The following is a 19,432-nucleotide window of genomic DNA, read 5'->3' as shown; positions in this document are numbered from 1 at the left end:
GCCGCACTCAAGCCCTTCAGAGTTCGATGTCCTCTTCAGTCCTCTTTTCCCGCCGTCAGTTTCTGCGCTCGTCCGGATTGGCAGTTGCCTCCGCCGGCCTTGCGGGCTGCACCTCCTCGATGAACACGGATGTCTTCCGCTATGAGACTGCGCCGGTGTTCCGCAATCCCGCGATCGAAGGGCGCTTTACCGATCCGCGCGCCGGCGGCATCTATGAGGGGCAGGATGGCCCGGGGCCGGTTCCGACCGGGCTTCCGCCGCAGGGCCTCTATGTCTCGGACATCTATGCCTCCATAAGCGACGGCGGCTATCAGGTGCCGGAAGTGCCTTTCCGACAGATCGACGCCCGGTTCTATCGCCAGGAGGTCAGCGATCCCTTTGGCGAGCAGCCGGGAACGATCGTCGTCGATACCGGCGACCGCTACCTATACCTGATCCAGCCGGGCGGCCGGGCGTTGCGCTACGGCGTCGGCCTCGGCCGCGAGGGTTTCGCCTGGTCGGGCCGCGGTGTCATCCAGTGGAAGCAGAAGTGGCCGCGTTGGACCCCGCCGGACAGCATGGTCGCCCGCCAGCCGCATCTGAAGCCCTATTCGGCCAAGAACGGTGGCATGGCCCCGGGCCTCAACAACCCTTTGGGTTCACGTGCGCTCTACATCTTCCAGAATGGTCAGGACACGCTCTACCGCGTCCACGGAACGCCCGAATGGAAGTCGATCGGCAAGGCCGTCTCGTCCGGTTGCGTGCGCATGCTGAACCAGGATGTCATGGATCTCTATGATCGTGTGCGCGGCAAAGCGCCGATCCTCGTCATCTGACATCCGCGGTGCGTCGTGTTGAGCGCACTCCGCCATCTCATGAGGTGGCCGCCTCCGCAATTTCGGGAGGCGGCAGTCAGTCCGCGCCGTGGCCGGCATTGAGCTGCCGCGTCAAGTGATGCAGCGTTTCCCGGATTTCACCGGCTTCTTCCAGGCTGCAGCCTGACGCCTTGCCGATATCCATCAGAATGCCGAAGGCCTCGCTCTTGAGGTCGCGGCCTTTTTCCGTGAGGCGCACGATCACCTGCCGCTCGTCACTCGGATCGCGTTGCCGCGCGACAAAGCCGGCTGCCTCCAGGCGTTTCAGAAGCGGCGACAGCGTTCCGGAATCGAGCCCGATCTCCTCGCCGATGCGTTTTACCGTCATCTCGTCCTGTTGCCAGAGTGCGAGCAGCACGAGATATTGGGGATAGGTAAGCCCGAAACGATCGAGCAGCGGCTTGTAGGCACGGTTGAAGGCATGTGCCGCCGAATAGACGGCAAAGCAGAGCTGCTTGCCGAGCGCTAGCGCCTCCTCCGGGATTGTCTCGCTATGTGTCGCCTTGTTTGCCATGGTCGCATTTTCGCAAAAACACGTCCAAAACGCAATTTGCAAAATTGATTTGCGCGCAATTGAATTTTGCGATATCTAATTCGCATCCACTCGGAACCGCAAAGGAGACCCGCCAATGCCCATTCTCTATCGCACCACTGCATCCGCAACCGGTGGCCGTGCCGGCCAGGCCAAGAGCGCAGATGGCGTTCTCGACATTACCCTCACCGTTCCGAAGGAACTCGGCGGCGACGGCGCCCGCGGCACCAATCCGGAGCAGCTGTTTGCCGCCGGCTACTCAGCCTGTTTCCTCGGCGCCCTGAAGTTCGTTGCCGGCAAGGAAAAGGTAAAGCTTCCGGAAGACACGAAGGTGACGGGAACGGTCGGCATCGGCCCGCGTGAGGACGGTACCGGTTTCGGGATTGACGCCGCACTCGAGATTTCGTCGCCGGGCGTCGACAAGGCGGTGCTCGAAGACCTCGTCCAGAAGGCACACATCGTTTGCCCCTATAGCCACGCGACCAAGGGCAACATCGACGTCAAGCTGACGGTTGCCTGATATCTGGCCTGCAATCCAAAACAAAAACCCGGCGGGTTCTTCCGCCGGGTTTTTGCGTTCTCAGGGACTATAATGCTCGTCCAGCCAAAGCGCAGCAGGCCGGCAGCCGGGGAGGGCTATGCCTTCTTCAAAAATTCAGTGCGCAGCACCAGGCCTTTGATCTTCTCCACCCGGCATTCCACTTCGTCAGGATTGTCGGTGAGGCGAATGCCCTTCACCATCGTTCCGCGCTTCAGCGTCGTCGAGGTGCCCTTGACCTTCAGGTCCTTGATCAGGGTTACGTTGTCGCCGTCCTGGAGAATGGCGCCGTTCGAATCTTTAACGTCCATGCGAATGTTCCTTTCAAAATAACGACGCGCCCCGATCGAAATCAGGGCGCGGGCAAGAATATCAGCCTCAAGCTTTGCGCGCGGGCGCGGCCATGTTCAGCGCCGGCTGAGGCTGCCGAGGATGCCACGCACCAGTGCGCGGCCGACCTGGGTTGCGACGGTGCGGGCGACCGATTTCATCGCCGCTTCGACGACCGTCTCGCGCTGGTAGCCGGAGCTGCGCGGGCGTGCCTGTTTCCCTGCCGGTGCCGCCTCATCGTCGTCGCCGAAGCCCGGAAGCGTCCAGCGGCTGCCGCCGGTATTGGCTTCGGTTGTCTGCTGCTCGGCCTGGGCTTGCGCATCGGCGGTCTTCTTGGCGCGTGCGGCCAGGATCTCATAGGCCGATTCGCGGTCGAAGTCCTCGTCGTAAAGGTCGCGAACGGGGCTGACGTCCATCACCTTCTGGCGCTCGGCATCGGTCAGAGGACCGACGCGCGACTGCGGTGGGCGCACCAGCGTGCGTTCGACCATCGAGGGCGCACCCTTGCCTTCAAGCGTCGAGACCAGCGCTTCGCCGGTGCCGAGATTGGTGATGACGGTGGCGCAGTCGAATTCCGGATTCGGGCGGAAGGTGTCGGCGGCGGTCTTGACCGCCTTCTGGTCGCGCGGCGTATAGGCACGCAGCGCATGCTGCACGCGGTTGCCGAGCTGACCGAGAACCGTGTCCGGGACGTCGAGCGGGTTCTGCGTGACGAAATAGACACCGACGCCCTTGGAGCGGATCAGGCGCACGACCTGTTCGACGCGTTCGATCAGCGCCTTCGGCGCGTCGTTGAAGAGCAGGTGCGCCTCGTCGAAGAAGAAGACGAGCTTCGGCTTGTCCGGATCGCCTACTTCCGGCAGTTCCTCGAACAGCTCCGAAAGCAGCCAGAGCAGGAAGGTCGCGTAGAGCCGTGGGTTCATCATCAGCTTGTCGGCCGCCAGTACCGAGATCGCGCCGCGTCCATCATTGGTGGTGCGCATGATATCGCTGATCTTCAGCGCCGGCTCGCCGAAGAAATGCTCGGCGCCCTGCTGTTCGAGGATCAGGAGTTCGCGCTGGATCGAACCGACCGACGCCTTCGAAATGAAGCCGAACTGGTTGGAAAGCGCGCTGGCATTGTCGCCCATGTAGTTGAGCAGCGCCTGAAGGTCCTTGAGGTCGAGCAGCGGCAGGCCGCCCTGGTCGGCGATCTTGAAGGCGATGTTGAGCACGCCTTCCTGCGCGTCGGTCGCATTCATGAGTCGCGAGAGGAGCAGGGGGCCCATCTCCGACATGGTGGTGCGGACCCGATGGCCCTTCTCGCCGTAGAGATCCCAGAAGATGACCGGGAATTCCTGAAACTCGTAAGGGTTCGTCGGCAGGCCGATCTGTTCTGCGCGCTTCAGGATGAAATCCTTGGCTTCGCCGATCGCGCCGATGCCAGAGAGATCGCCCTTCACGTCGGCGCAAAAGACCGGGACGCCGGCGTTGGAAAAGCCCTCGGCAAGAATCTGTAGCGTGATCGTCTTGCCGGTGCCGGTGGCGCCGGTGATCAGGCCGTGGCGGTTGCCGAATTTGAGCTCCAGATATTCGCCCTTGTTGATCGAATCATCAGGCTTGCGGCTGGTGCCGATAAAGAGCTTGCCTTCTTCCAACATGTGGGCTTCATCTCCGTTTTATCAATGAAAGCGGGCGGTTCGCGTCTTTCGGCAAAGGCCCGTCATCGAAATGTGGCTGGCTCTATGTTATAGGTGGTGCGGTTGCGCCCGGCAACAAGACTGTGCCCGCCTGCAACCGGAATGCAGCCGGCTTCGCGGCCCCCGATCAGCATCGTGGATGGCTTGTCATTCCCGATCTGATCATTTACCTTGACGTCAACGTCAAAAATCGAACGAGGGAGTTTGGTCCATGAATGAATTGGTCACGCGCGTCGCGGAGAATGTCGGTATCGAGCCGGCAACGGCCGAAAAGGCTGTTGGCATGATTCTCGGCTTTTTGCAGCGCGAAGCTGCTGACGGCCCGGTCGCACAGATGATTGAAGCGATCCCGGGCGCGTCTGAGTTGATCGCTCAGTACAATGGCGAAGGCACGGGCGGCGGCGGTCTGCTCGGCGGCTTGATGTCGGCGATCGGCGGCGGCGGCGTCATGGCGCTCGGCCAGCAGCTGATGAGCCAGGGCCTCGGCATGGGTGAAATCACCGGGCTCGCCAAGGAAACGATTGCCTTTGCCAAGGAAAAGGCCGGCGACGACATCGTCGACGAAGTGGTCGCCTCGGTTCCGGGTCTCAGCCAGTTCGTCTGATCCGCACATAGGTTTTCCGTAGTGCCGAACCCACCGGTTTGCCGCCGGTGGGTTTTTCTTTGCGCTCCGCCTCTGCAGGCGGCATCACCTCCGCTGCATTTTGGTTCGCAGCGCCCGTTCGAGCGTCGGCGCAAGCACGATGCAGAGGAGGGCGCTGCCGCCGATGAAGGCTGCCCCCGAAGTCCAGCCGTAGAGCTCGATCGCCGTTCCGACTGCGACCGGCCCGATGAGCTGCCCCAGATTGCTGCCCTGCATCAGCAGACCCATCGCCATCGGCGCAAGCGCCGGGCGCGGCGAAAGAATCGGCACCGACGAAATCAGCGTCGCCGGAATGAGACCGCCGATCGCGGAAAACAGGATGCAAAGCCAAAGGACCAAATGTCCGCCAGACTGGCTCAGGAAGATCCACAGGCCGAACACGCCCGTCAGCAAGGCGGCGCTCGCGACCAGCCGGCCTCGGGAAAAGCCACGGGTGAGAAGATGACCGGCGGCCAGATTGCCGATGACGTTCACCAGCGTGATGACGGCGCTCAAGAGGCCAACGGTACCAAGCGAGACGTGCAGGCGTTCGATCAACAGGATCGGCAGAAAACTCGAAAGCGTAAAGCTCATCAGACTGTAGAGCGAAAACAGCACGAAAAGCAGCATCGGGCCGTGGCTCGTGAGCGTCTCGGCCGCATCACTACGGAAAGTGGTGTCGCCGCCGGATGTTGCCGGAGATGGTGACACCGCCAGGAAGACTAAAGCGAGGCTCGCCAGCGTGAGCAAGCCATTGCTCCACCAGATCGCTTGCCAATCGGCAAAGACCGGACCGGTCAGCATGGCGATCGCCATGCCCGCGGGCATGAAGCAGCTCCAGAGTGCAAAGACGAGGTCGCGTCGATCCGTTGTCACCAGGCGCATGAGAATAGCCGGGCCGGCAACGACGACCAGCAGGAAGCCGAAACCTTCGACGATGCGTGACAGAAGAAGCAGCGTGAACGCCGGGCTGGCTGCTCCCGCGAAGGAGGCGAGCGCCAACAGGGCCATGCCGATTGCGAGCAGACGCCGGTCCCCGGCTGCCGCGACGAAGGCACCCGCCGCCATGCCGCCGATGACGCCGACGACGGCGAAGACTGAGGTGATCCAGCCGAGGGCGGAGAGATCGAGACCGAGGTCGGACTGCAGCATGGGTCCGGCAATCAGCCCCTTGCCGACCTGCATGGCTGCGACCACGCCGGCGGTGACAACCGTCATCACACCCGGCCAATCGGTTCTTTCTCGAAGGAAGGTCGCTGCCGTGGCCATCAGGCGATCTCCGCTACGCGCGCACGGCCGGCGACCAGCGCCGCTGCGAGTTCTGCGACGTGGCGTCCCTGGAAACGGGCGCCTTCCAGTTCATTGGCGCTCGGTCGTCGGTCACCACCATTGCCGTCGTCGGCGAGGGTCGAGGCGCCATAGGGCGATCCGCCGGTGATTTCGTCCATGCGCATCTGACCCTTGAAGCTGTAGGGCAGGCCAGCGATCACCATGCCGAGATGGAGAAGCACGGTATGGGTGGCAAGGATCGTCGATTCCTGGCCGCCATGCTGGCTTCCCGTCGAGGTGAAGACGCTGCCGATACGGCCGACCAAGGCGTCTCGCGCCCAGATGCCGCCTGCCTGGTCGAGGAAGTTTTTCATCTGCGCCGCCATGTTGCCGAAGCGTGTCGGCGTGCCGATGATGATCGCGTCATAGTCCGGCAGCTCCGCGACGGTCGCGACCGGTGCGTCCTGGTCGCGTTTGTAACCCGCCTTGATGGCTACGGCCTCCGGCACGATTTCGGGAACCCGCTTGAGCGCGACCGTGGCGCCGGCGGCGCGCGCGCCCTCGGCAACTGCCGTCGCCATCGTCTCGATATGACCATAGGATGAGTAGTAGAGGACGAGTATCTTGACCATCGGTTTGCCTCTTGCTGAGCACTTGCTGTTCGGAGGAGAAGATGGGGGCTTTCCTTGATCTGATGAAGTGAGATAAAATTCATCAAATTGATCTATGGAATCGATCATGCTGGATGCCCTGACGCTCGATCAGATGCGGACCTTCGTTACCGTCGCCGAAAGTGGGAGTTTCCGCGCGGGCGCTGCCCGCCTTTCTCGGGTGCAATCGGCGGTCAGTCATGCCATCGCCAATCTGGAGTGCGAACTTGGCGTTGCGCTCTTCGACCGCTCGGGCCATCGGCCGGTGCTGACGCCGGAAGGGCAGGCGCTGCTTGCAAATGCCCGCGACATCCTGCTCAGGGTGGACGCCATGCGGGCGCGTGCACGCGGACTTGGCGAGGGGATCGAACTGGAGCTTTCGCTGATCGTCGACACGCTCTTTCCGATCGAGACGATCGGGCTGGCCCTGAACGAAATGCGGACGATCTACCCCACTGTTTCGATCCGGCTTGCGGTTTCGCCGCTCGGCGGACCGCTGGACGGACTCGTCGAACGCCGCTTCACCCTCGGCATCATGGTCGGCGAAGACTTCCGCGATCCGGCGATCGCCCGTCAGGCACTCGCGACGGTTCAACTCGTTGCGGTCGTCGCGGCGCATCACCCCCTGGGGCTTGCCCGCGATGGCGCACTCGAAAACGCCGAGCTCGCCGACCACCTGCAGATTGTCCAGTCCGATCCCTCGCAGCGCACGGTAGGACGGGATTTCGGCGTGCTCTCGCCGCAGACCTGCCGCGTCAGCAGTCAGGACACCAAACATGCGATGATCCGGGCAGGCCTCGGCTGGGGCCGGCTGCCGCTCTGGCAGGTACAGCGGGATCTCGATGAAGGCCGGCTCGTACGCATGCCGACGGCAGCCCTTGGCCGCAACAGCCAGGTCGGCGCCGAGTGCTATCTCACTCACCGGATCGATGAGCCGCTCGGACCTGCTGCGCGGGTTTTCGGGGAGGCACTTGCCCGGCTCTGTGCCGCGGGCTAGCGCCGACCGGCAATCGCGAAGGCTAGGGTGAAGATCACGAGCACGGCGCCGACGCCGAGAGGGCCGGCGACCGGATCGACGAAGTTCATCAGTGCGCCGGTGGCGCCGGAACCGGCAGCACTTCCGGCCGCATAGGCGAGCGAGAACGCGGCGCTGCCGGCAACCAGCATGCTGCCACGATACTCTTCGCCGAGCATGGTGAGCGCTGCCGTATACAGCGCGAAGCTCGCCGCGCCGATAAAGGCGAAGCTCAGTAGCAGGGCGATATCGGAAGACAGGAACGGCACTAGCAAATAGCCGGTGGCGGCGACGGCGGCGGCCGAAATCGCCACCCGGCGGCGCGGCAGGCGGTCGAGCAACACACCGATGAACGGCTGCGCGAGTGCCGTCGGTATCGCCAGCGCCGTGACGCTGAGCGCGGCAAAGGCCTGGCTGTGACCGGTCTTGACGAAGTAGACCGGCATGGCCGAGATCGCGGCGATATCGGCAAAACCGAACATCAACACCATGAGGATCAGGATTGGCGCCTTCTGGAAAAAGGCAAAGAGGTCACGCGTCGAGGTGGGTTCGGGCCGGGTGCGGGCGCCCATGGTCAGAAGCCCGGTGAGGAACGCGACCAGCGCGATGTAGATCGCCAGGAGGGCAAAGCCGAGACCGCCGCTGGTGCCGAGCAACGGGATCGCCAGCGGTCCGGCGGCAAAGCCGCCACACATGCCGGCGCCGTAAAGCCCGGAAACACGACCGCGCAGCCGGTCCGGACAGGCGGTGTTCAGCCAGGCTTCACCGAGCATGAAGACCATGCTGACGAAGAAGCCGAGGGCAAAGCGGGCGATAAACCAGATGACGAGTTCCGACGTCGAGGCCAGCGTCGCGAGACAGATGGAGCAGCCAATCAGGCTGGCGATGATCAGCTTGTCAGCGGAGGCGAGCCGTGTCAGCCGGCCGAGAATGAGGGTCGCAACGCCGAGACCGGCGGCAAAGCCCATGGCATTGAGGCCGATCATGCCGGCAGAAACGCCGCGGCTTTCCAGCGAAAGCGAGATCAGCGGGTAGGTGAGCCCCTGCGCCACCGAGAAGGCGGTGACGCCCAGAACGACGGCGATGATCGCCGGCCAGTCGGGCGCGAAATCGCTTGGCTGTGCCTCATGGAACGACATCGCCCCCTCCCTCTGATCGGTGTCCTTGAGGCGGTGTCCATAGCCTATCCGCCGCCGGCAGGGAATTGGCCGGCGGCGAAATGACGGAGCGGGATGAGGAAAAGTGTGCGCGGTTTTCCGCCCGCATCCCGCTCCAACCTGAGATCAAGCAGCCTTGTCCCAGGCGGGAGCAAGGCCTTCCGGGTTGACGATGCGGCCGTCGGCGCGGGCAAGGGCGTGGATCTCGGCCATTTCGCCGTCGCCGAGCGCGAAGTCGAAGATCGCGAAGTTTTCCTTCAGGCGATCGATCGTCGCGGTCTTCGAAAGCGTGATCACGTCCTTCTGCTGCACGAGCCAGCGAAGCGCAACTTGCGCGGCAGTCTTGCCGTGGCGGGCGCCGATCTCCTTCAAGAGCGGATCGTTCGGCACCTTGCCGTTTGCCATGGCGTAGTACGCGGTGATCGACATGCCGTGCTTGCGGGCGGTTTGAAGCACCTTGGTCTGGTCGAGATAGGGGTGGTACTCGACCTGGTTGGTGGCAATCGGCGCGGCGCTCAGCTTCACTGCCTCTTCCATCTGCGCCGTGTTGAAGTTGCTGACGCCGATGTGGCGGACCTTGCCGGCCTTGTGAACTTCGTTGAGGGCGCCGATGCGCTCGGCCATCGGCACGTCGCTGCCGCCCGGCCAATGCAGGAGAAGCAGGTCGACATGGTCTGTCTTCAGCTTTTTCAGGCTCTCGTCGACCGAGGCGAGAAAGTCGCGATGCGCATATTTGTCGACCCAGACCTTGGTGGTGAGGAAGATGTCGGCGCGCGAGATGCGGGAATTCTGGATGGCTTCGCCGACCTCGGCCTCGTTGCCGTAGATCTGCGCGGTATCGACATGGTGGAAGCCGAGCTTGAGCGCTTCCGGCAGTACCCGCAGCACGTCTGCTCCTGGCATGCGGAAGGTGCCGAAGCCGAGCGCCGGAATGTTGGCGCCGTTGGAATTGACGGAATGCATGATGTGTAACTCCTTGTGCATGACCTGCTGAACGTGACGAGCGCCCGGCCATAGGGCCGGGCGAAAAAGGAACGATCTATAGGTGGTCCTCAGGGACGGCGGTTCAAGCCGGTTGGTAGGCCGCGTTGGCCCGCCGATCAAGTGCGCCGCTCAGAAGCGTAAGCAGCAGGGCGGCAGCGACGAGCAGGGCGCCGATAACGGGCGTCATCCCGAGCCCGAGCGGTGAGGCGACGATCACGCCACCGAGCCAGGCTCCGACGGCAATACCGAGGTTGAAGGCCGCGATGTTGAGCGCCGAGGCGACATCGACGGCGCCCGGACGGTGCTGTTTGGCAAGCTGGACGACATAGAGCTGCAAGCCGGGGACATTGGCGAAGGACAGGAAGCCCAGCGCCGCAAGTGTCGCCAGCGTCAGCACCGGCGAGGGAGCGGTGAAGGTGAAGAGGACCAGCACGGCTGCCTGCGCCAGGAACAGGCCGATCAGCGCCTTTACCGGGTCGCGGTTGGCGATCTTGCCGCCGGCAATGTTACCGATGGCAATGGCGATACCATAGAGCACCAGGATCAGGCTGACGGCGCCTTCCGAAAAGCCGGTGATATCCTGCAGGATCGGTGCCAGGAAGGTGAATGCGACGAAGGTGCCGCCGTAACCGAGCGCGGTCATGGCAAAGACGATCAGCAGCCGGCCGGAACCGAGCACGCGGACCTGATCGATGAGCTTGGCCGGCGGCGCCTTGGAGAGCGTGTTCGGCAGCAGGGCAACGATCGCGGCGAGCGCGACGACGCCGAGACCGGTCACGGCCCAGAAGGTGGCACGCCAGCCGAAGGTCTGGCCGATCCAGGTGCCAAGCGGCACGCCGGTAACGATCGCGACAGTGAGGCCCATGAACATCATGGCGATCGCGGAGGCGCGGCGGTCTTCCGGAACGAGGTCGGCGGCGATGGTAGAGCCGACCGAGAAGAATACGCCATGGGCAAAGGCGGAAATGACACGGGCGACGAGCAGCGGTTCATAGCTTGGCGAGAGTGCCGCAGCAGCATTGCCGACGATGAACAGGGCCATCAGGCCGATCAAAAGCGGCTTGCGCTCGATCCGGCCGGTGAGCGCAGTCAGCACCGGCGCGCCAAAGGTGACGCCGAGCGCATAGACGCTGACGATCAGGCCCGCGAGCGGCAGGGTAACGTTGAGGTCGGTAGCGACCGTCGGCAGCAGGCCGACGATCACGAATTCCGTTGTTCCGATCGCATAGGCCGCGATCGTCAGGGCGAGGATTGACTTCAAAGGTGAAAGATGGACAACCGGGCGGGTGAGATGGAGGTCTTCGTTGCGGTTTCGGAGACGCGGAGTTTCTCGGCGGCCGCGCGGCGGCTGACGCTTTCGCCTTCGGCCGTCARCAAGCTTGTGACACGCATCGAAGATCGGCTCGGCACCCGTCTTCTCGTGCGCTCGACCCGGACACTGCAGCTGACGCCGGAGGGGGAGGTCTACCTCCAGCGGGCACAACGGATATTGTCTGACATCGTCGAGACCGAACAACTGGTCGCCGCCGGTGGCCGCATGACGCCACGCGGGCTGTTGCGGGTGAATGCGGCGGTCGGCTTCGGTGAGCGCTATATCATGCCGCTCGCGCCGGAGTTTCTGGCTCGCTATCCGGAGGTGCAGCTCGATCTGACGCTGACCGACAGCATGATCGACGTCGTTGGCGAGCGTGCCGACGTGGCGATCCGCACCGGACCTTTGCGTGATTCATCCTTGAAGGCGCGCAAGCTCATGGACAGCCGGCCGGTGGTGATCGCATCGCCCGACTATCTGGAAAAGCATGGGATGCCGCAAACGCCTGACGATCTCGACGGCCACAATTGCATCCGCTTCAACTTTCGCCGCAGCGTCGACGAATGGGCGTTCCGTATGCCCGGGCAGCCGGCCGCGGAACTCCGCTCGGTCTTCGGCAACATGCAGGTCTCGAGTGGCTCGATCGTCCGCCAACTTTGTCTTGCCGGCATGGGCATTGGCCGCATCGGCCGTTTCCACGTTGAGCCGGATTTCGAGGCGGGCAAGCTCGTGCCGTTGCTGGAAGACTATCAATCCGGCGAGATCGAGACGGTTTATGCCGTCTATGCCGGCCATGAGCATCTCGCCGCCCGCATCCGTGCCTTCATCGATTTCCTGGTCGACCGCATGTAACGGCGACAGGCCCCGATGCGCTACGCCTTCACCGCGACGATGAAAATTCGGGGAAAATGCAACAACACCTTGCCGTCGCTCATGGCAGGATAGGCAGCGCGGATCCGGTCCGTATAGGCGGCAACAAAGGCGTCGCGCCTGTCTTCCGGCACGGCGTCGAGATAGGGGCGCAGGCCCGTGCCTTTCACCCACTCGACAATCGCTTCGGCATTGGCCAGCCGATGGTGGTAGATCGTGTGCCAGACCTCGATGCTCGCCGCCTGCGGCGCCAGGCATTCGACATAGGTCGCCGGTCCCGGCATCGGATTGCGGCGGATGGTCTTGCCGGCGAAGACCTCGGCGAAGGCAGGGCTGCGGGCGGTCTCCTCCATCAGCAGGTGGCTCGGCTCGGCGAGATTGTCCGGCATCTGGACCGCGAGCGTGCCGCCCGATGCAAGGGCGTTCATCAGCCTTTCGAAGATCGTGAGATGGTTCGCAAGCCATTGGAAGACGGCATTGCCGTAAAACAGCGATGCACCGGCGGGTGGGGTCCAGCTTGCAAGATCCGCCCGTTCGAAGGTGATGCCGGGCAGCCGCTTGGCCGCCGCAACGAGCATGTTCTCGTCGCTGTCGAGGCCGGACAGCGTCGCTTCGGGAAACCGGTCGCGAATGAGTTCGGTGGAATTGCCGGGCCCGCAGCCGAGATCGAAGGCTGGTCCCTCGGGCAACTCAGGGACTTGGGCGAGAAGATCTCTGGCTGGTCGGGTGCGTTCGTCTTCGAACTTCAGATATTGCGCAGGCGACCAGACCATTGGGGAATCCTTCAGATGCCGAATTGCAGGCTTTCGAGCGAGGGCAGGATCAGCGCCGGCCCGTGATCGAGATATTCGTCCGGCATGTCCGCCCGGTTGATCCAGACGGTACGGAAGCCGAACTTCGTCGCCCCGGCAATATCCCAGCGGTTCGACGACTGGAACGAGACTGCGTGCGGGTAGAGCCGGTAGCTGGTGGTAACGAGATCGTAGACCGTGGGCGCTGTCTTGAACGCCTTCACCGCGTCGACCGAAAAGACGTCGTCGATCACAATGTCGAGCGCGGCGTTGCGCACCGCGGATGCGAGCATCGCCGGCGAGCCGTTGGAAAGGATGGCGATCCGCGCGCCGCGCTCCTTCAGCCCCTTCAGGACCGCCGGCACTTCCGGATAGCAATCGAGCGTCCAGTAGGCATCAAGCAGGCGCTTGCGAAGTTTCGGGTCGGCAGAGGGAAAACGCGCGAACGCATAGTCGAGCGACTGTTCGGTCAGTTGCCAGAAGTCCTGGTAGCTGCCCATCAGCGAGCGCACCCAGGAATATTCGAGCTGCTTGGCGCGCCAGAGTTCGGAGAAAGCCTGCCCGTCCGGACCGATCTCCTGCGCGTGGCGCCTGACGGCCGCATGCACGTCGAAGAGCGTGCCGTAGGCGTCAAACACATAGGCCGCGTGGGACATCTTTTCCTCCGTCTTTTGTTTTCGGCGCTGGGATGACACGGCGATAGAGCCACGTCAAAGCCTATCCGAAAACAAAGGCTTACAGCATCATGCCCGATCGGGTAGCCAGCTGTCACCGTTCTTTCGTGGGATCATGTCAAATATTTGTGCATTGCACAACGGTCACGGATTTCTTGCTTCAACCTTTGGCTGGTTTCCAGACTTTTGCCGGAAAACGCAGCGCCTGCTTGGCAAGCCTGCCCTTGAGGCCGAGCGCCGTGTCGCAGAGGTTGACCACATGACGGTTCGGCTTGGCTTCCGGCCGCAGCGCATGCAGTGCGGCGGCTGCGTCTTCCGGCGGCATGTAGCGCGCAAGGATGCCGAGCGTCAGCGCCGTCGCGCGGCCAATGCCCCGAAGGCAATGGATGAGCAGATGGGCGTCTTCGGGCAGACCGTCGACAAAAGCGAAGGCAGCGTCGATCGCCTCCGGGCGCGCCGCGTCCGGTTCGTCCGGATCGGTGGTGTCTCCGAAAAAGAGTTCCAGATGCCTTTCCGGCGGCAGCTCGATCATCGAGAGCAGCCGGCTGCCGGGCGCGCGGATGGAGATCAGATGCGTCGGTGCCCAGAGCGCGCGATTGTGCCGCGCTTCGGTCTGCGAGCTGACGATGACCCGAATGGGCCAGCCGGCCGGATGCGCCGGATTGGCGTTGAGTACGGGATGGTAGAGTTCATCCCCGGTGACAGCTGCCGCAAGCGCCATGGCAGGACCTCGCTCGTGATTCTTTCGTGCGGATTTTGCCCTGAAACCGGCCGAGGCTTAAGAGCAAAATCATGGGATAGGCGAAAAGCGGCCATCGGGCGGGGCGTCAACCCGAATGGATATAGCGCCGCGACCAGCGGGACGGCACGAGAACGGTGGCAAGCCCGAGCCCGGTGCTGAGTGCAAAGGACGCCCAGAGCGCGACTGCKCCGAAGTGGCGCTGCAACAGTGCGCCGGCGACCGCGCCGGAGAACATGCCGAGCCAGGGCACGATCTGCATCATCCACTGGCGGTTCCTGTTGCCGAGCAGCCAGCGGCCGAGGCCACGCCCGAAGCGGGAAAGAGCGCCGGTCACGTAGGTAAGTCCGATCGGCAGGCCTTCGATATGCTCGACTGCCGCATTGACCAGGCCCATGGCAAGCACGACGCCGTAGAAATAGAAGGGCTTCGGCATCCAGCTGCCGAAGCCGGCGCAGAGCATGAGCACGAAACTGACGGATGAGAGAACACCGACGACGCCGAGGCGTGCGGCCGCGATCACGCCGAGCGCGTTGCCGACGATGAAGGCTCCGAGCGCGCCGACGAGCAGGAGGGCGTCGATGAAATCGCCGTCGCCGAGCGCGATCGCCGCCCGCGTCGTGTTGCCGCTCATGAAGGAAACGAAGTCGCCAATGCTCAAGAGCCCGATCGCGTCGGTCATGCCGGCGAGAAACGAGATCGTTGCGGCAATGGCGAGCGCCGTGCCGGTCCGCTGCCGCTGTATCAATCTTCGCCGTCTCGCGATGGTCATCTGCCTTGCCCCCGATTGGGGACAAGGCTAGCGCATCCGGACGGTGAGTCGGAATGGGCGCTCGTCATATTGCCTGCCGGATGTGGCGTTTCCAGCTTGCCACGGCCATCAGAAGCGCGTGATGACGCTGATGCCGAGGTCGGTGGCGCGGTCCATGGTGGTCAGCGCAGGGATGGCTTCTGCCAGCGAGATTTCCCGGCCGATCAGCTGCTGCGGCTTCAGCTTGCCGTCGGCAATCATCGCCAGCATGGCGTCGTAGCGCCAGGCCTGCATGCCGTGGCTGCCGTAGATCTCGAGCTCGTGGCCGATCACCTGTGCCATCGGGATCTGCGGTGTCGCCTGGTCGCCGAGCATCAGCCCGACCTGGACATGGCGACCGCGCCGGCGCAGGTTCTTGATCGAGTTGAAGCAGGTCACAGGATTGCCGAGCGCGTCGATCGAGACGTGCGCGCCGCCACCGGTAATATCCTTGACGGCGGCTGCGACGTCCTGCACGTCACGGCCGTTGATCGTTGCCACGGCACCGAGCTTTTTGGCGAAGGCGAGCTTGTCTTCGGCGATGTCGATCGCGATCGGCTTGGCGCCGAGTGCTGCCGCGATCATGATCGCCGAAAGGCCGACACCACCGCAGCCATGCACCGCCACCCACTCGCCGCCCTTGACCTTGGCCTGGTCGGCGACGGCGCGGAACGAAGTGGCGAAACGGCAGCCGAGGCTTGCGGCCGTGGTGAAATCCATGCTTTCGGGCAGATGCACGAGGTTCTGGTCGGCGAAATCGAGCGCGACATATTCGGCAAACGAGCCCCAATGGGTAAAGCCCGGCTGGAACTGCGCCTCGCAGACCTGCTGGTTACCCGAGCGGCACTCACCGCAGCGGCCGCAGCCGGAAACGAAGGGCACGGTGACGCGGTCGCCGACCTTGTAGCGCATCACGCCGCGGCCGGCCGCGGTGACCACGCCCGCCAGTTCATGACCGGGCACATGCGGCAGGCGGATATCGGCGTCATGGCCCATCCATCCATGCCAGTCGGAACGGCAAAGCCCGGTGGCCTCGACCTTGATGACGACGCCGTTTTCGGTCGGGGTCGGGTCGGGAAGGGTCCGGATCTCCGGCGTCTTCTCGAACGCGTCGTAATACATGGCTTTCATCGGGGCGCTCCTTGCAATGTCTGAATGGGGGCGGCGCGACCATCGATGTGCCGCGCCATGAGAATTTCGTCGACTTCTTCCTCTCCGTCGAGGAGCCCGCCCGGAACGCATCCGATTTCGCGGAAACCCTCGCGTTCGTAGAAGCGGATTGCGGTGCCGTTGTCGGCGCGGGCGACAAGCTCCAGCATCCGGATACCGTCCGAACGCGCATGTTCGGTAAGACGGGTAAGAAGCTGGCGCGCTACACCGGATCCGCGTGCCTCGCGGCGAACGTAGACCATGATGATGGTGGCCCGGTGCACCATCCGGCTGGCGCGCTGCCGCATCAAGCCCATGATGCCGACGGGCTCATCGCCGTCGAGAGCGACGAAGACGGCGTTGGCAGCAAGCCGTGCCTGCCATTCGGCAACAGGAAGCCGCGCCCAGTCCGCCTCGGTCGAGGCGAAGGCCTGTGGCTCGTGATGGAGTGCCTCCAGCCGTATGCGGCGGAAGATTTCCACGTCGTCCTGATCGAGATGTCTGATCTGCACGGATGTCCCTTTCCTTTGCGGCAGAGACTAAGCGAGAGGCCGTTCCGGTGCCAGAATGGTCGCCATGACATTTTTTGATAGACCCATTCACCCCGATGCTGTTTTTTCGGGGTATGCGGAAAGACTAGAATAAAAACCTCAAGGAGACGCCGATGGCCGTCGATACATCCCCCCGCTCAGTGACCTGGACTTATGTCGATGGCGAATGGCTCTCGGGCAACCCGCCGCTGATCGGACCGACTTCGCACGCGATGTGGCTGGGTTCGACGGTATTCGACGGTGCCCGAGTCTTTGATGGCGTCGCCCCTGACCTCGATCTGCATTGCCAGCGCGTCAACCGTTCGGCGACTGCGCTTGGCCTGAAGCCGACCATGACAGCCGAAGAGATCGAAGCGCTAACGTGGGAAGGCGCAAAGAAGTTCGACGGCAAGACTGCACTCTATGTAAAGCCGATGTACTGGGCCGAGCACGGCGCCGCCGGGGTCGTCGCCATCGATCCGGAATCGACCCGTTTCGCGCTTTGTCTGTTCGAAGCCCCCATGGGCAACGGCCATGGCGGTTCGTCGCTGACGCTCTCGCCGTTCCGCCGGCCGACGCTGGAATCGATGCCGACTGACGCGAAGGCCGGCTGCCTCTACCCGAACAATGCCCGCATCCTGACGGAGGCGCGTTCGCGCGGATTCGACAATGCGCTCGTGCGCGACATGCTCGGCAACATCGCCGAGACCGGCTCTTCCAACGTCTTCCTGGTCAAGGACGGCGTCGTCTACACGCCGGCTGCCAACCGCACCTTCCTTGCCGGCATCACCCGCTTCCGCGTCATGACATTGCTGCGGGAAGCCGGTTTTGAAGTGGTCGAGGCGACGTTGACCATGGCCGATTTCGAAGCGGCCGACGAGATTTTCACCTCCGGCAATTACTCCAAGGTGCTGCCGGTGACGCGTCTGGAGAGCCGTGACCTGCAGGCCGGTCCGGTCGCCGCCAAGGCGCGCGATCTCTACATGGATTGGGCGCACGCGGCGCGCGACGTTTGAGAAAATCCGAAGGCAAAGGCACCGAGCGCGAGGCTCCTGCGCTCGGATAGTGCGCTTTGAAGTACGGCCACATTCCGGTCGCTCCCCTCCCGCGATCAGCGGGAGAGGGATGTGCGCGCCGTCGCTGCAGCGCGCCTGTGGATCAGATAGGCCTGGACTGAGATGCCCGACAGGAATATCACCAGCCAGACGAGCGACGTTGTCTGCACGATCGGTGATTCCGGGCCATTTGCGAGCGGCTGCGAGACCGGCAGCCGTTTCAGCGTTTCATTGACCGCCGGCACGATCAGCAAGAAGTAAGTGAACGAGAGGCCGAGTGTCGTCAGGTAGGGTTTCAGGCGTCCGAGGAAATCGATGCGCGCAACGGCAAGGCTCCCGGCGATCACGAGGAGCGTGACGATGCCAAGCGCATGCCCTGCATTGAAGCCGCCGGTGCTCGACAGCCCCGCCGTCGTCAAAACGGTGAGGAGGAGAGTGGCGAGATAGATCTTGCCGGAGCGCGTCGCAGGATCGATCGCGCCATAGCGGGCGAAACCGTAGAGCCCCGCGGCGACGGGCGCTAGGCTGATTGCCGTATGTATGATGCCAAGGGTGGACAGCGGATTTGCCATGATCTTGCTCCTTCGAATATTGCCGACCGACTAGTTGGTCAGTGTTGGTTCAAAAAAAAGAAATGCGCTTGCTGCTTCTGCCGGCGCATCGGGTACGTCCAAGTTTGACTTTACGGCCGCTACAGACTGTCCGCCGTTACCGTGGGAACAGTCCTAGCCGATTTTGCGTCGACATTCTTGCACCTTGATGACGCCACGCCAACGCCAGCGGCACCTTCGATCACATCGTCTTGTTGGCCAGAAGCTGATCCAGTGCGCGACGGGCGATAGCCGAAAACACGGTGGGATCGGAGTCGGCGACGCGCGCCGCAAGCATGGCGCCGTGAACGGAGGCAATCAAGCAATCAGCCGCTACTGCCGATCCGTGTTCGGCCTTGAGCAAGCCATTGGCGACGCCGTCCTCGATCACCGCACGGAGCCAGCCGGCGAGATCGGCGAAATGGCCACGCACCTGCTGAACGACGGCTTCCGGCAGTGACGGGATCTCGGAGGCGAGCAGGGCTCCTATGCAGAACGGCATGTCCTGTCGGCGAATGCAGTCCTCCCAGAAGCCGATATAGGCTTCAAGCCGCGCAACCGGATCGGCGACGGTAGCCAGCAGCCCTTCGACATGGCGGCGATTGTTCTTGCGGTAGCGCGCAAGCACCGTTGCCGCCAGATCCGCCTTGCTCGGGAAGTGATGATGGATCGTTGCCTTGCCGACACCCACTTCAGGCGCAATGTCGGCATAGCTGAAGGCGTTGTAACCCCTCGACGCCATCAGGCGTTCCGCGACGTCCAGGATCTTTTCGTAGGTCTCACTCACCATGGCAAACCTCTACCAACTGGTCGGTTGAAGCTCAAGCCGCAGGTGGCGCTCAAGGGAGGGCAGCGTAGAACGGACGACCTTCCGGCCGCCTGGCAGATCGGCAGCCACGCGCTGTCGCGTGATCGTCGCTGTTGGCTCAGCGATCTTGCAGGATCTTGATGAGGCTCACGGTCGGCCCGCCATTCATGTTGCGCCGAACGTCGGCATATTTCAGTCGACCGGATGCCAATGCGTTGACGAGCCGCTTGCAAGTGAGGGCCGGAACCTTGCTCGGTGGAACACTGAGCAGCATCGCGCCACCTTCGAGGTCGGATCTCGACCACTTCTTGCTGACGCAATCCTGGTACATCGCCTTTTGAAGTGCGGGACTGCCTTGGGCTGCTGCCTGCAGGCGCGCATATTCATCCTGCGACGGTGCGCAGGAAGCGAGGACGGCGAGAGAAAGAACAAGCGAGGCAGTGCGCAGGGACTTCATAGCAATCTCCGGTTGGTGTTGACCCGGTAATTGCGTG

General features: G+C 63.2%; 23 protein-coding genes. 6 read left to right on the top strand and 17 right to left on the bottom strand.

Going from position 1 to position 19,432, the window contains the following annotated elements; translation table 11 throughout:
* Positions 1 to 26 precede the first annotated feature (26 nt).
* On the top strand, positions 27 to 815 hold the full coding sequence (locus AB4Z53_RS00525) for a L,D-transpeptidase family protein (RefSeq protein ID WP_113537911.1): 789 nt from the start codon (positions 27 to 29) through the stop codon (positions 813 to 815).
* A 76-nt stretch (positions 816 to 891) separates the two neighbouring features.
* Here the strand turns inward: AB4Z53_RS00525 and AB4Z53_RS00520 are convergent, their stop codons facing one another.
* Entirely contained in the window at positions 892 to 1,368 is a 477-nt protein-coding gene (locus AB4Z53_RS00520) for a MarR family winged helix-turn-helix transcriptional regulator (RefSeq protein ID WP_113537910.1), read from the bottom strand.
* A gap of 115 nt (positions 1,369 to 1,483) precedes the next feature.
* Here AB4Z53_RS00520 and AB4Z53_RS00515 point away from each other — a divergent pair, with 115 nt between their 5' ends.
* The gene (locus AB4Z53_RS00515) at positions 1,484 to 1,906 is read left to right on the top strand and encodes an organic hydroperoxide resistance protein (protein WP_113537909.1); all 423 of its coding nucleotides are present in this window, start codon (positions 1,484 to 1,486) and stop codon (positions 1,904 to 1,906) included.
* Positions 1,907 to 2,022: 116 nt separating this feature from the next.
* Here AB4Z53_RS00515 and AB4Z53_RS00510 read toward each other — a convergent pair whose 3' ends face one another.
* Both AB4Z53_RS00510 and AB4Z53_RS00505 read right to left on the bottom strand, forming a co-directional pair.
* The gene (locus AB4Z53_RS00510; protein ID WP_057250526.1) at positions 2,023 to 2,235 is read right to left on the bottom strand and encodes an alkylphosphonate utilization protein; all 213 of its coding nucleotides are present in this window, start codon (positions 2,233 to 2,235) and stop codon (positions 2,023 to 2,025) included.
* Between the two features lie 96 nt (positions 2,236 to 2,331).
* Entirely contained in the window at positions 2,332 to 3,894 is a 1,563-nt protein-coding gene (locus AB4Z53_RS00505) for a helicase HerA-like C-terminal domain-containing protein (RefSeq protein WP_441594184.1), read from the bottom strand.
* A gap of 250 nt (positions 3,895 to 4,144) precedes the next feature.
* On the opposite strand from AB4Z53_RS00505, the gene AB4Z53_RS00500 reads away from it, so the two are divergent.
* Positions 4,145 to 4,537 carry a hypothetical protein gene (locus AB4Z53_RS00500; RefSeq protein WP_113537907.1) on the top strand — a complete coding sequence of 131 codons (393 nt, stop codon included), beginning with the start codon at positions 4,145 to 4,147 and terminating at the stop codon, positions 4,535 to 4,537.
* Positions 4,538 to 4,621: 84 nt separating this feature from the next.
* On the opposite strand, the gene AB4Z53_RS00495 is transcribed toward AB4Z53_RS00500, so the two are convergent.
* The gene (locus AB4Z53_RS00495) at positions 4,622 to 5,824 is read right to left on the bottom strand and encodes an MFS transporter (protein ID WP_441594183.1); all 1,203 of its coding nucleotides are present in this window, start codon (positions 5,822 to 5,824) and stop codon (positions 4,622 to 4,624) included.
* Positions 5,824 to 6,456, bottom strand: a complete 633-nt coding sequence (gene wrbA, locus AB4Z53_RS00490; protein WP_441594182.1) for an NAD(P)H:quinone oxidoreductase — start codon at positions 6,454 to 6,456, stop codon at positions 5,824 to 5,826. The genes AB4Z53_RS00495 and wrbA overlap by 1 nt, the downstream gene beginning before the upstream one ends.
* Positions 6,457 to 6,562: 106 nt before the next feature.
* On the opposite strand from wrbA, the gene AB4Z53_RS00485 reads away from it, so the two are divergent.
* Entirely contained in the window at positions 6,563 to 7,471 is a 909-nt protein-coding gene (locus AB4Z53_RS00485; protein ID WP_441594181.1) for a LysR family transcriptional regulator, read from the top strand.
* Here the strand turns inward: AB4Z53_RS00485 and AB4Z53_RS00480 are convergent.
* The 3 genes from AB4Z53_RS00480 to AB4Z53_RS00470 form a co-directional block, all read right to left on the bottom strand.
* On the bottom strand, positions 7,468 to 8,628 hold the full coding sequence (locus AB4Z53_RS00480) for an MFS transporter (protein WP_441594180.1): 1,161 nt from the start codon (positions 8,626 to 8,628) through the stop codon (positions 7,468 to 7,470). The two genes, AB4Z53_RS00485 and AB4Z53_RS00480, sit on opposite strands and share 4 nt — an antisense overlap.
* Before the next feature lie 144 nt (positions 8,629 to 8,772).
* Positions 8,773 to 9,609, bottom strand: coding sequence for an aldo/keto reductase (locus AB4Z53_RS00475; protein WP_441594179.1), 837 nt, complete (start codon positions 9,607 to 9,609; stop codon positions 8,773 to 8,775).
* Between the two features lie 103 nt (positions 9,610 to 9,712).
* On the bottom strand, positions 9,713 to 10,891 hold the full coding sequence (locus tag AB4Z53_RS00470; RefSeq protein ID WP_441594178.1) for an MFS transporter: 1,179 nt from the start codon (positions 10,889 to 10,891) through the stop codon (positions 9,713 to 9,715).
* A gap of 9 nt (positions 10,892 to 10,900) precedes the next feature.
* On the opposite strand from AB4Z53_RS00470, the gene AB4Z53_RS00465 reads away from it, so the two are divergent.
* On the top strand, positions 10,901 to 11,794 hold the full coding sequence (locus tag AB4Z53_RS00465; RefSeq protein ID WP_441594177.1) for a LysR family transcriptional regulator: 894 nt from the start codon (positions 10,901 to 10,903) through the stop codon (positions 11,792 to 11,794).
* A 20-nt stretch (positions 11,795 to 11,814) separates the two neighbouring features.
* Here the strand turns inward: AB4Z53_RS00465 and tam are convergent, their stop codons facing one another.
* The 6 genes from tam to AB4Z53_RS00435 all read right to left on the bottom strand — a co-directional run bounded on the left by tam (position 11,815) and on the right by AB4Z53_RS00435 (position 16,467).
* Positions 11,815 to 12,585: a trans-aconitate 2-methyltransferase gene (gene tam, locus AB4Z53_RS00460; RefSeq protein WP_113537901.1), complete on the bottom strand. Its 771-nt coding sequence runs from the start codon at positions 12,583 to 12,585 to the stop codon at positions 11,815 to 11,817.
* Between the two features lie 11 nt (positions 12,586 to 12,596).
* On the bottom strand, positions 12,597 to 13,259 hold the full coding sequence (locus AB4Z53_RS00455) for a haloacid dehalogenase type II (RefSeq protein ID WP_113537900.1): 663 nt from the start codon (positions 13,257 to 13,259) through the stop codon (positions 12,597 to 12,599).
* Positions 13,260 to 13,437: 178 nt separating this feature from the next.
* On the bottom strand, positions 13,438 to 13,998 hold the full coding sequence (locus AB4Z53_RS00450) for a phosphatase (RefSeq protein WP_291155654.1): 561 nt from the start codon (positions 13,996 to 13,998) through the stop codon (positions 13,438 to 13,440).
* Between the two features lie 106 nt (positions 13,999 to 14,104).
* A complete protein-coding gene (locus AB4Z53_RS00445) occupies positions 14,105 to 14,788 on the bottom strand; it encodes a YoaK family protein (RefSeq protein WP_441594176.1) in 684 nt (227 codons plus the stop codon).
* 108 nt (positions 14,789 to 14,896) lie between these two features.
* The gene (locus AB4Z53_RS00440) at positions 14,897 to 15,937 is read right to left on the bottom strand and encodes a zinc-dependent alcohol dehydrogenase family protein (RefSeq protein ID WP_441594175.1); all 1,041 of its coding nucleotides are present in this window, start codon (positions 15,935 to 15,937) and stop codon (positions 14,897 to 14,899) included.
* A complete protein-coding gene (locus AB4Z53_RS00435; RefSeq protein WP_441594174.1) occupies positions 15,934 to 16,467 on the bottom strand; it encodes a GNAT family N-acetyltransferase in 534 nt (177 codons plus the stop codon). The genes AB4Z53_RS00440 and AB4Z53_RS00435 overlap by 4 nt, the downstream gene beginning before the upstream one ends.
* A gap of 152 nt (positions 16,468 to 16,619) precedes the next feature.
* Here AB4Z53_RS00435 and AB4Z53_RS00430 point away from each other — a divergent pair, with 152 nt between their 5' ends.
* Positions 16,620 to 17,501, top strand: a complete 882-nt coding sequence (locus AB4Z53_RS00430) for a branched-chain amino acid aminotransferase (protein ID WP_113537895.1) — start codon at positions 16,620 to 16,622, stop codon at positions 17,499 to 17,501.
* A 95-nt stretch (positions 17,502 to 17,596) separates the two neighbouring features.
* On the opposite strand, the gene AB4Z53_RS00425 is transcribed toward AB4Z53_RS00430, so the two are convergent.
* From AB4Z53_RS00425 to AB4Z53_RS00415, 3 genes are all read right to left on the bottom strand, one after another.
* Positions 17,597 to 18,112 (bottom strand): hypothetical protein, encoded by a 516-nt coding sequence (locus AB4Z53_RS00425; protein WP_441594173.1) that lies wholly within the window; start codon positions 18,110 to 18,112, stop codon positions 17,597 to 17,599.
* 220 nt (positions 18,113 to 18,332) lie between these two features.
* Positions 18,333 to 18,920 carry a TetR/AcrR family transcriptional regulator gene (locus AB4Z53_RS00420; RefSeq protein WP_441594172.1) on the bottom strand — a complete coding sequence of 196 codons (588 nt, stop codon included), beginning with the start codon at positions 18,918 to 18,920 and terminating at the stop codon, positions 18,333 to 18,335.
* Between the two features lie 136 nt (positions 18,921 to 19,056).
* A complete protein-coding gene (locus AB4Z53_RS00415; RefSeq protein WP_441594171.1) occupies positions 19,057 to 19,395 on the bottom strand; it encodes a hypothetical protein in 339 nt (112 codons plus the stop codon).
* Positions 19,396 to 19,432 lie beyond the last annotated feature (37 nt).

It is taken from the genome of Ensifer sp. 2TAB8 (genome assembly GCF_052115125.1).
In the GTDB taxonomy this organism is placed as follows: domain Bacteria; phylum Pseudomonadota; class Alphaproteobacteria; order Rhizobiales; family Rhizobiaceae; genus Ensifer.
Note: the sequence above shows the minus strand (reverse complement) of the source record. Positions and strands in the feature narration are given on the sequence as shown.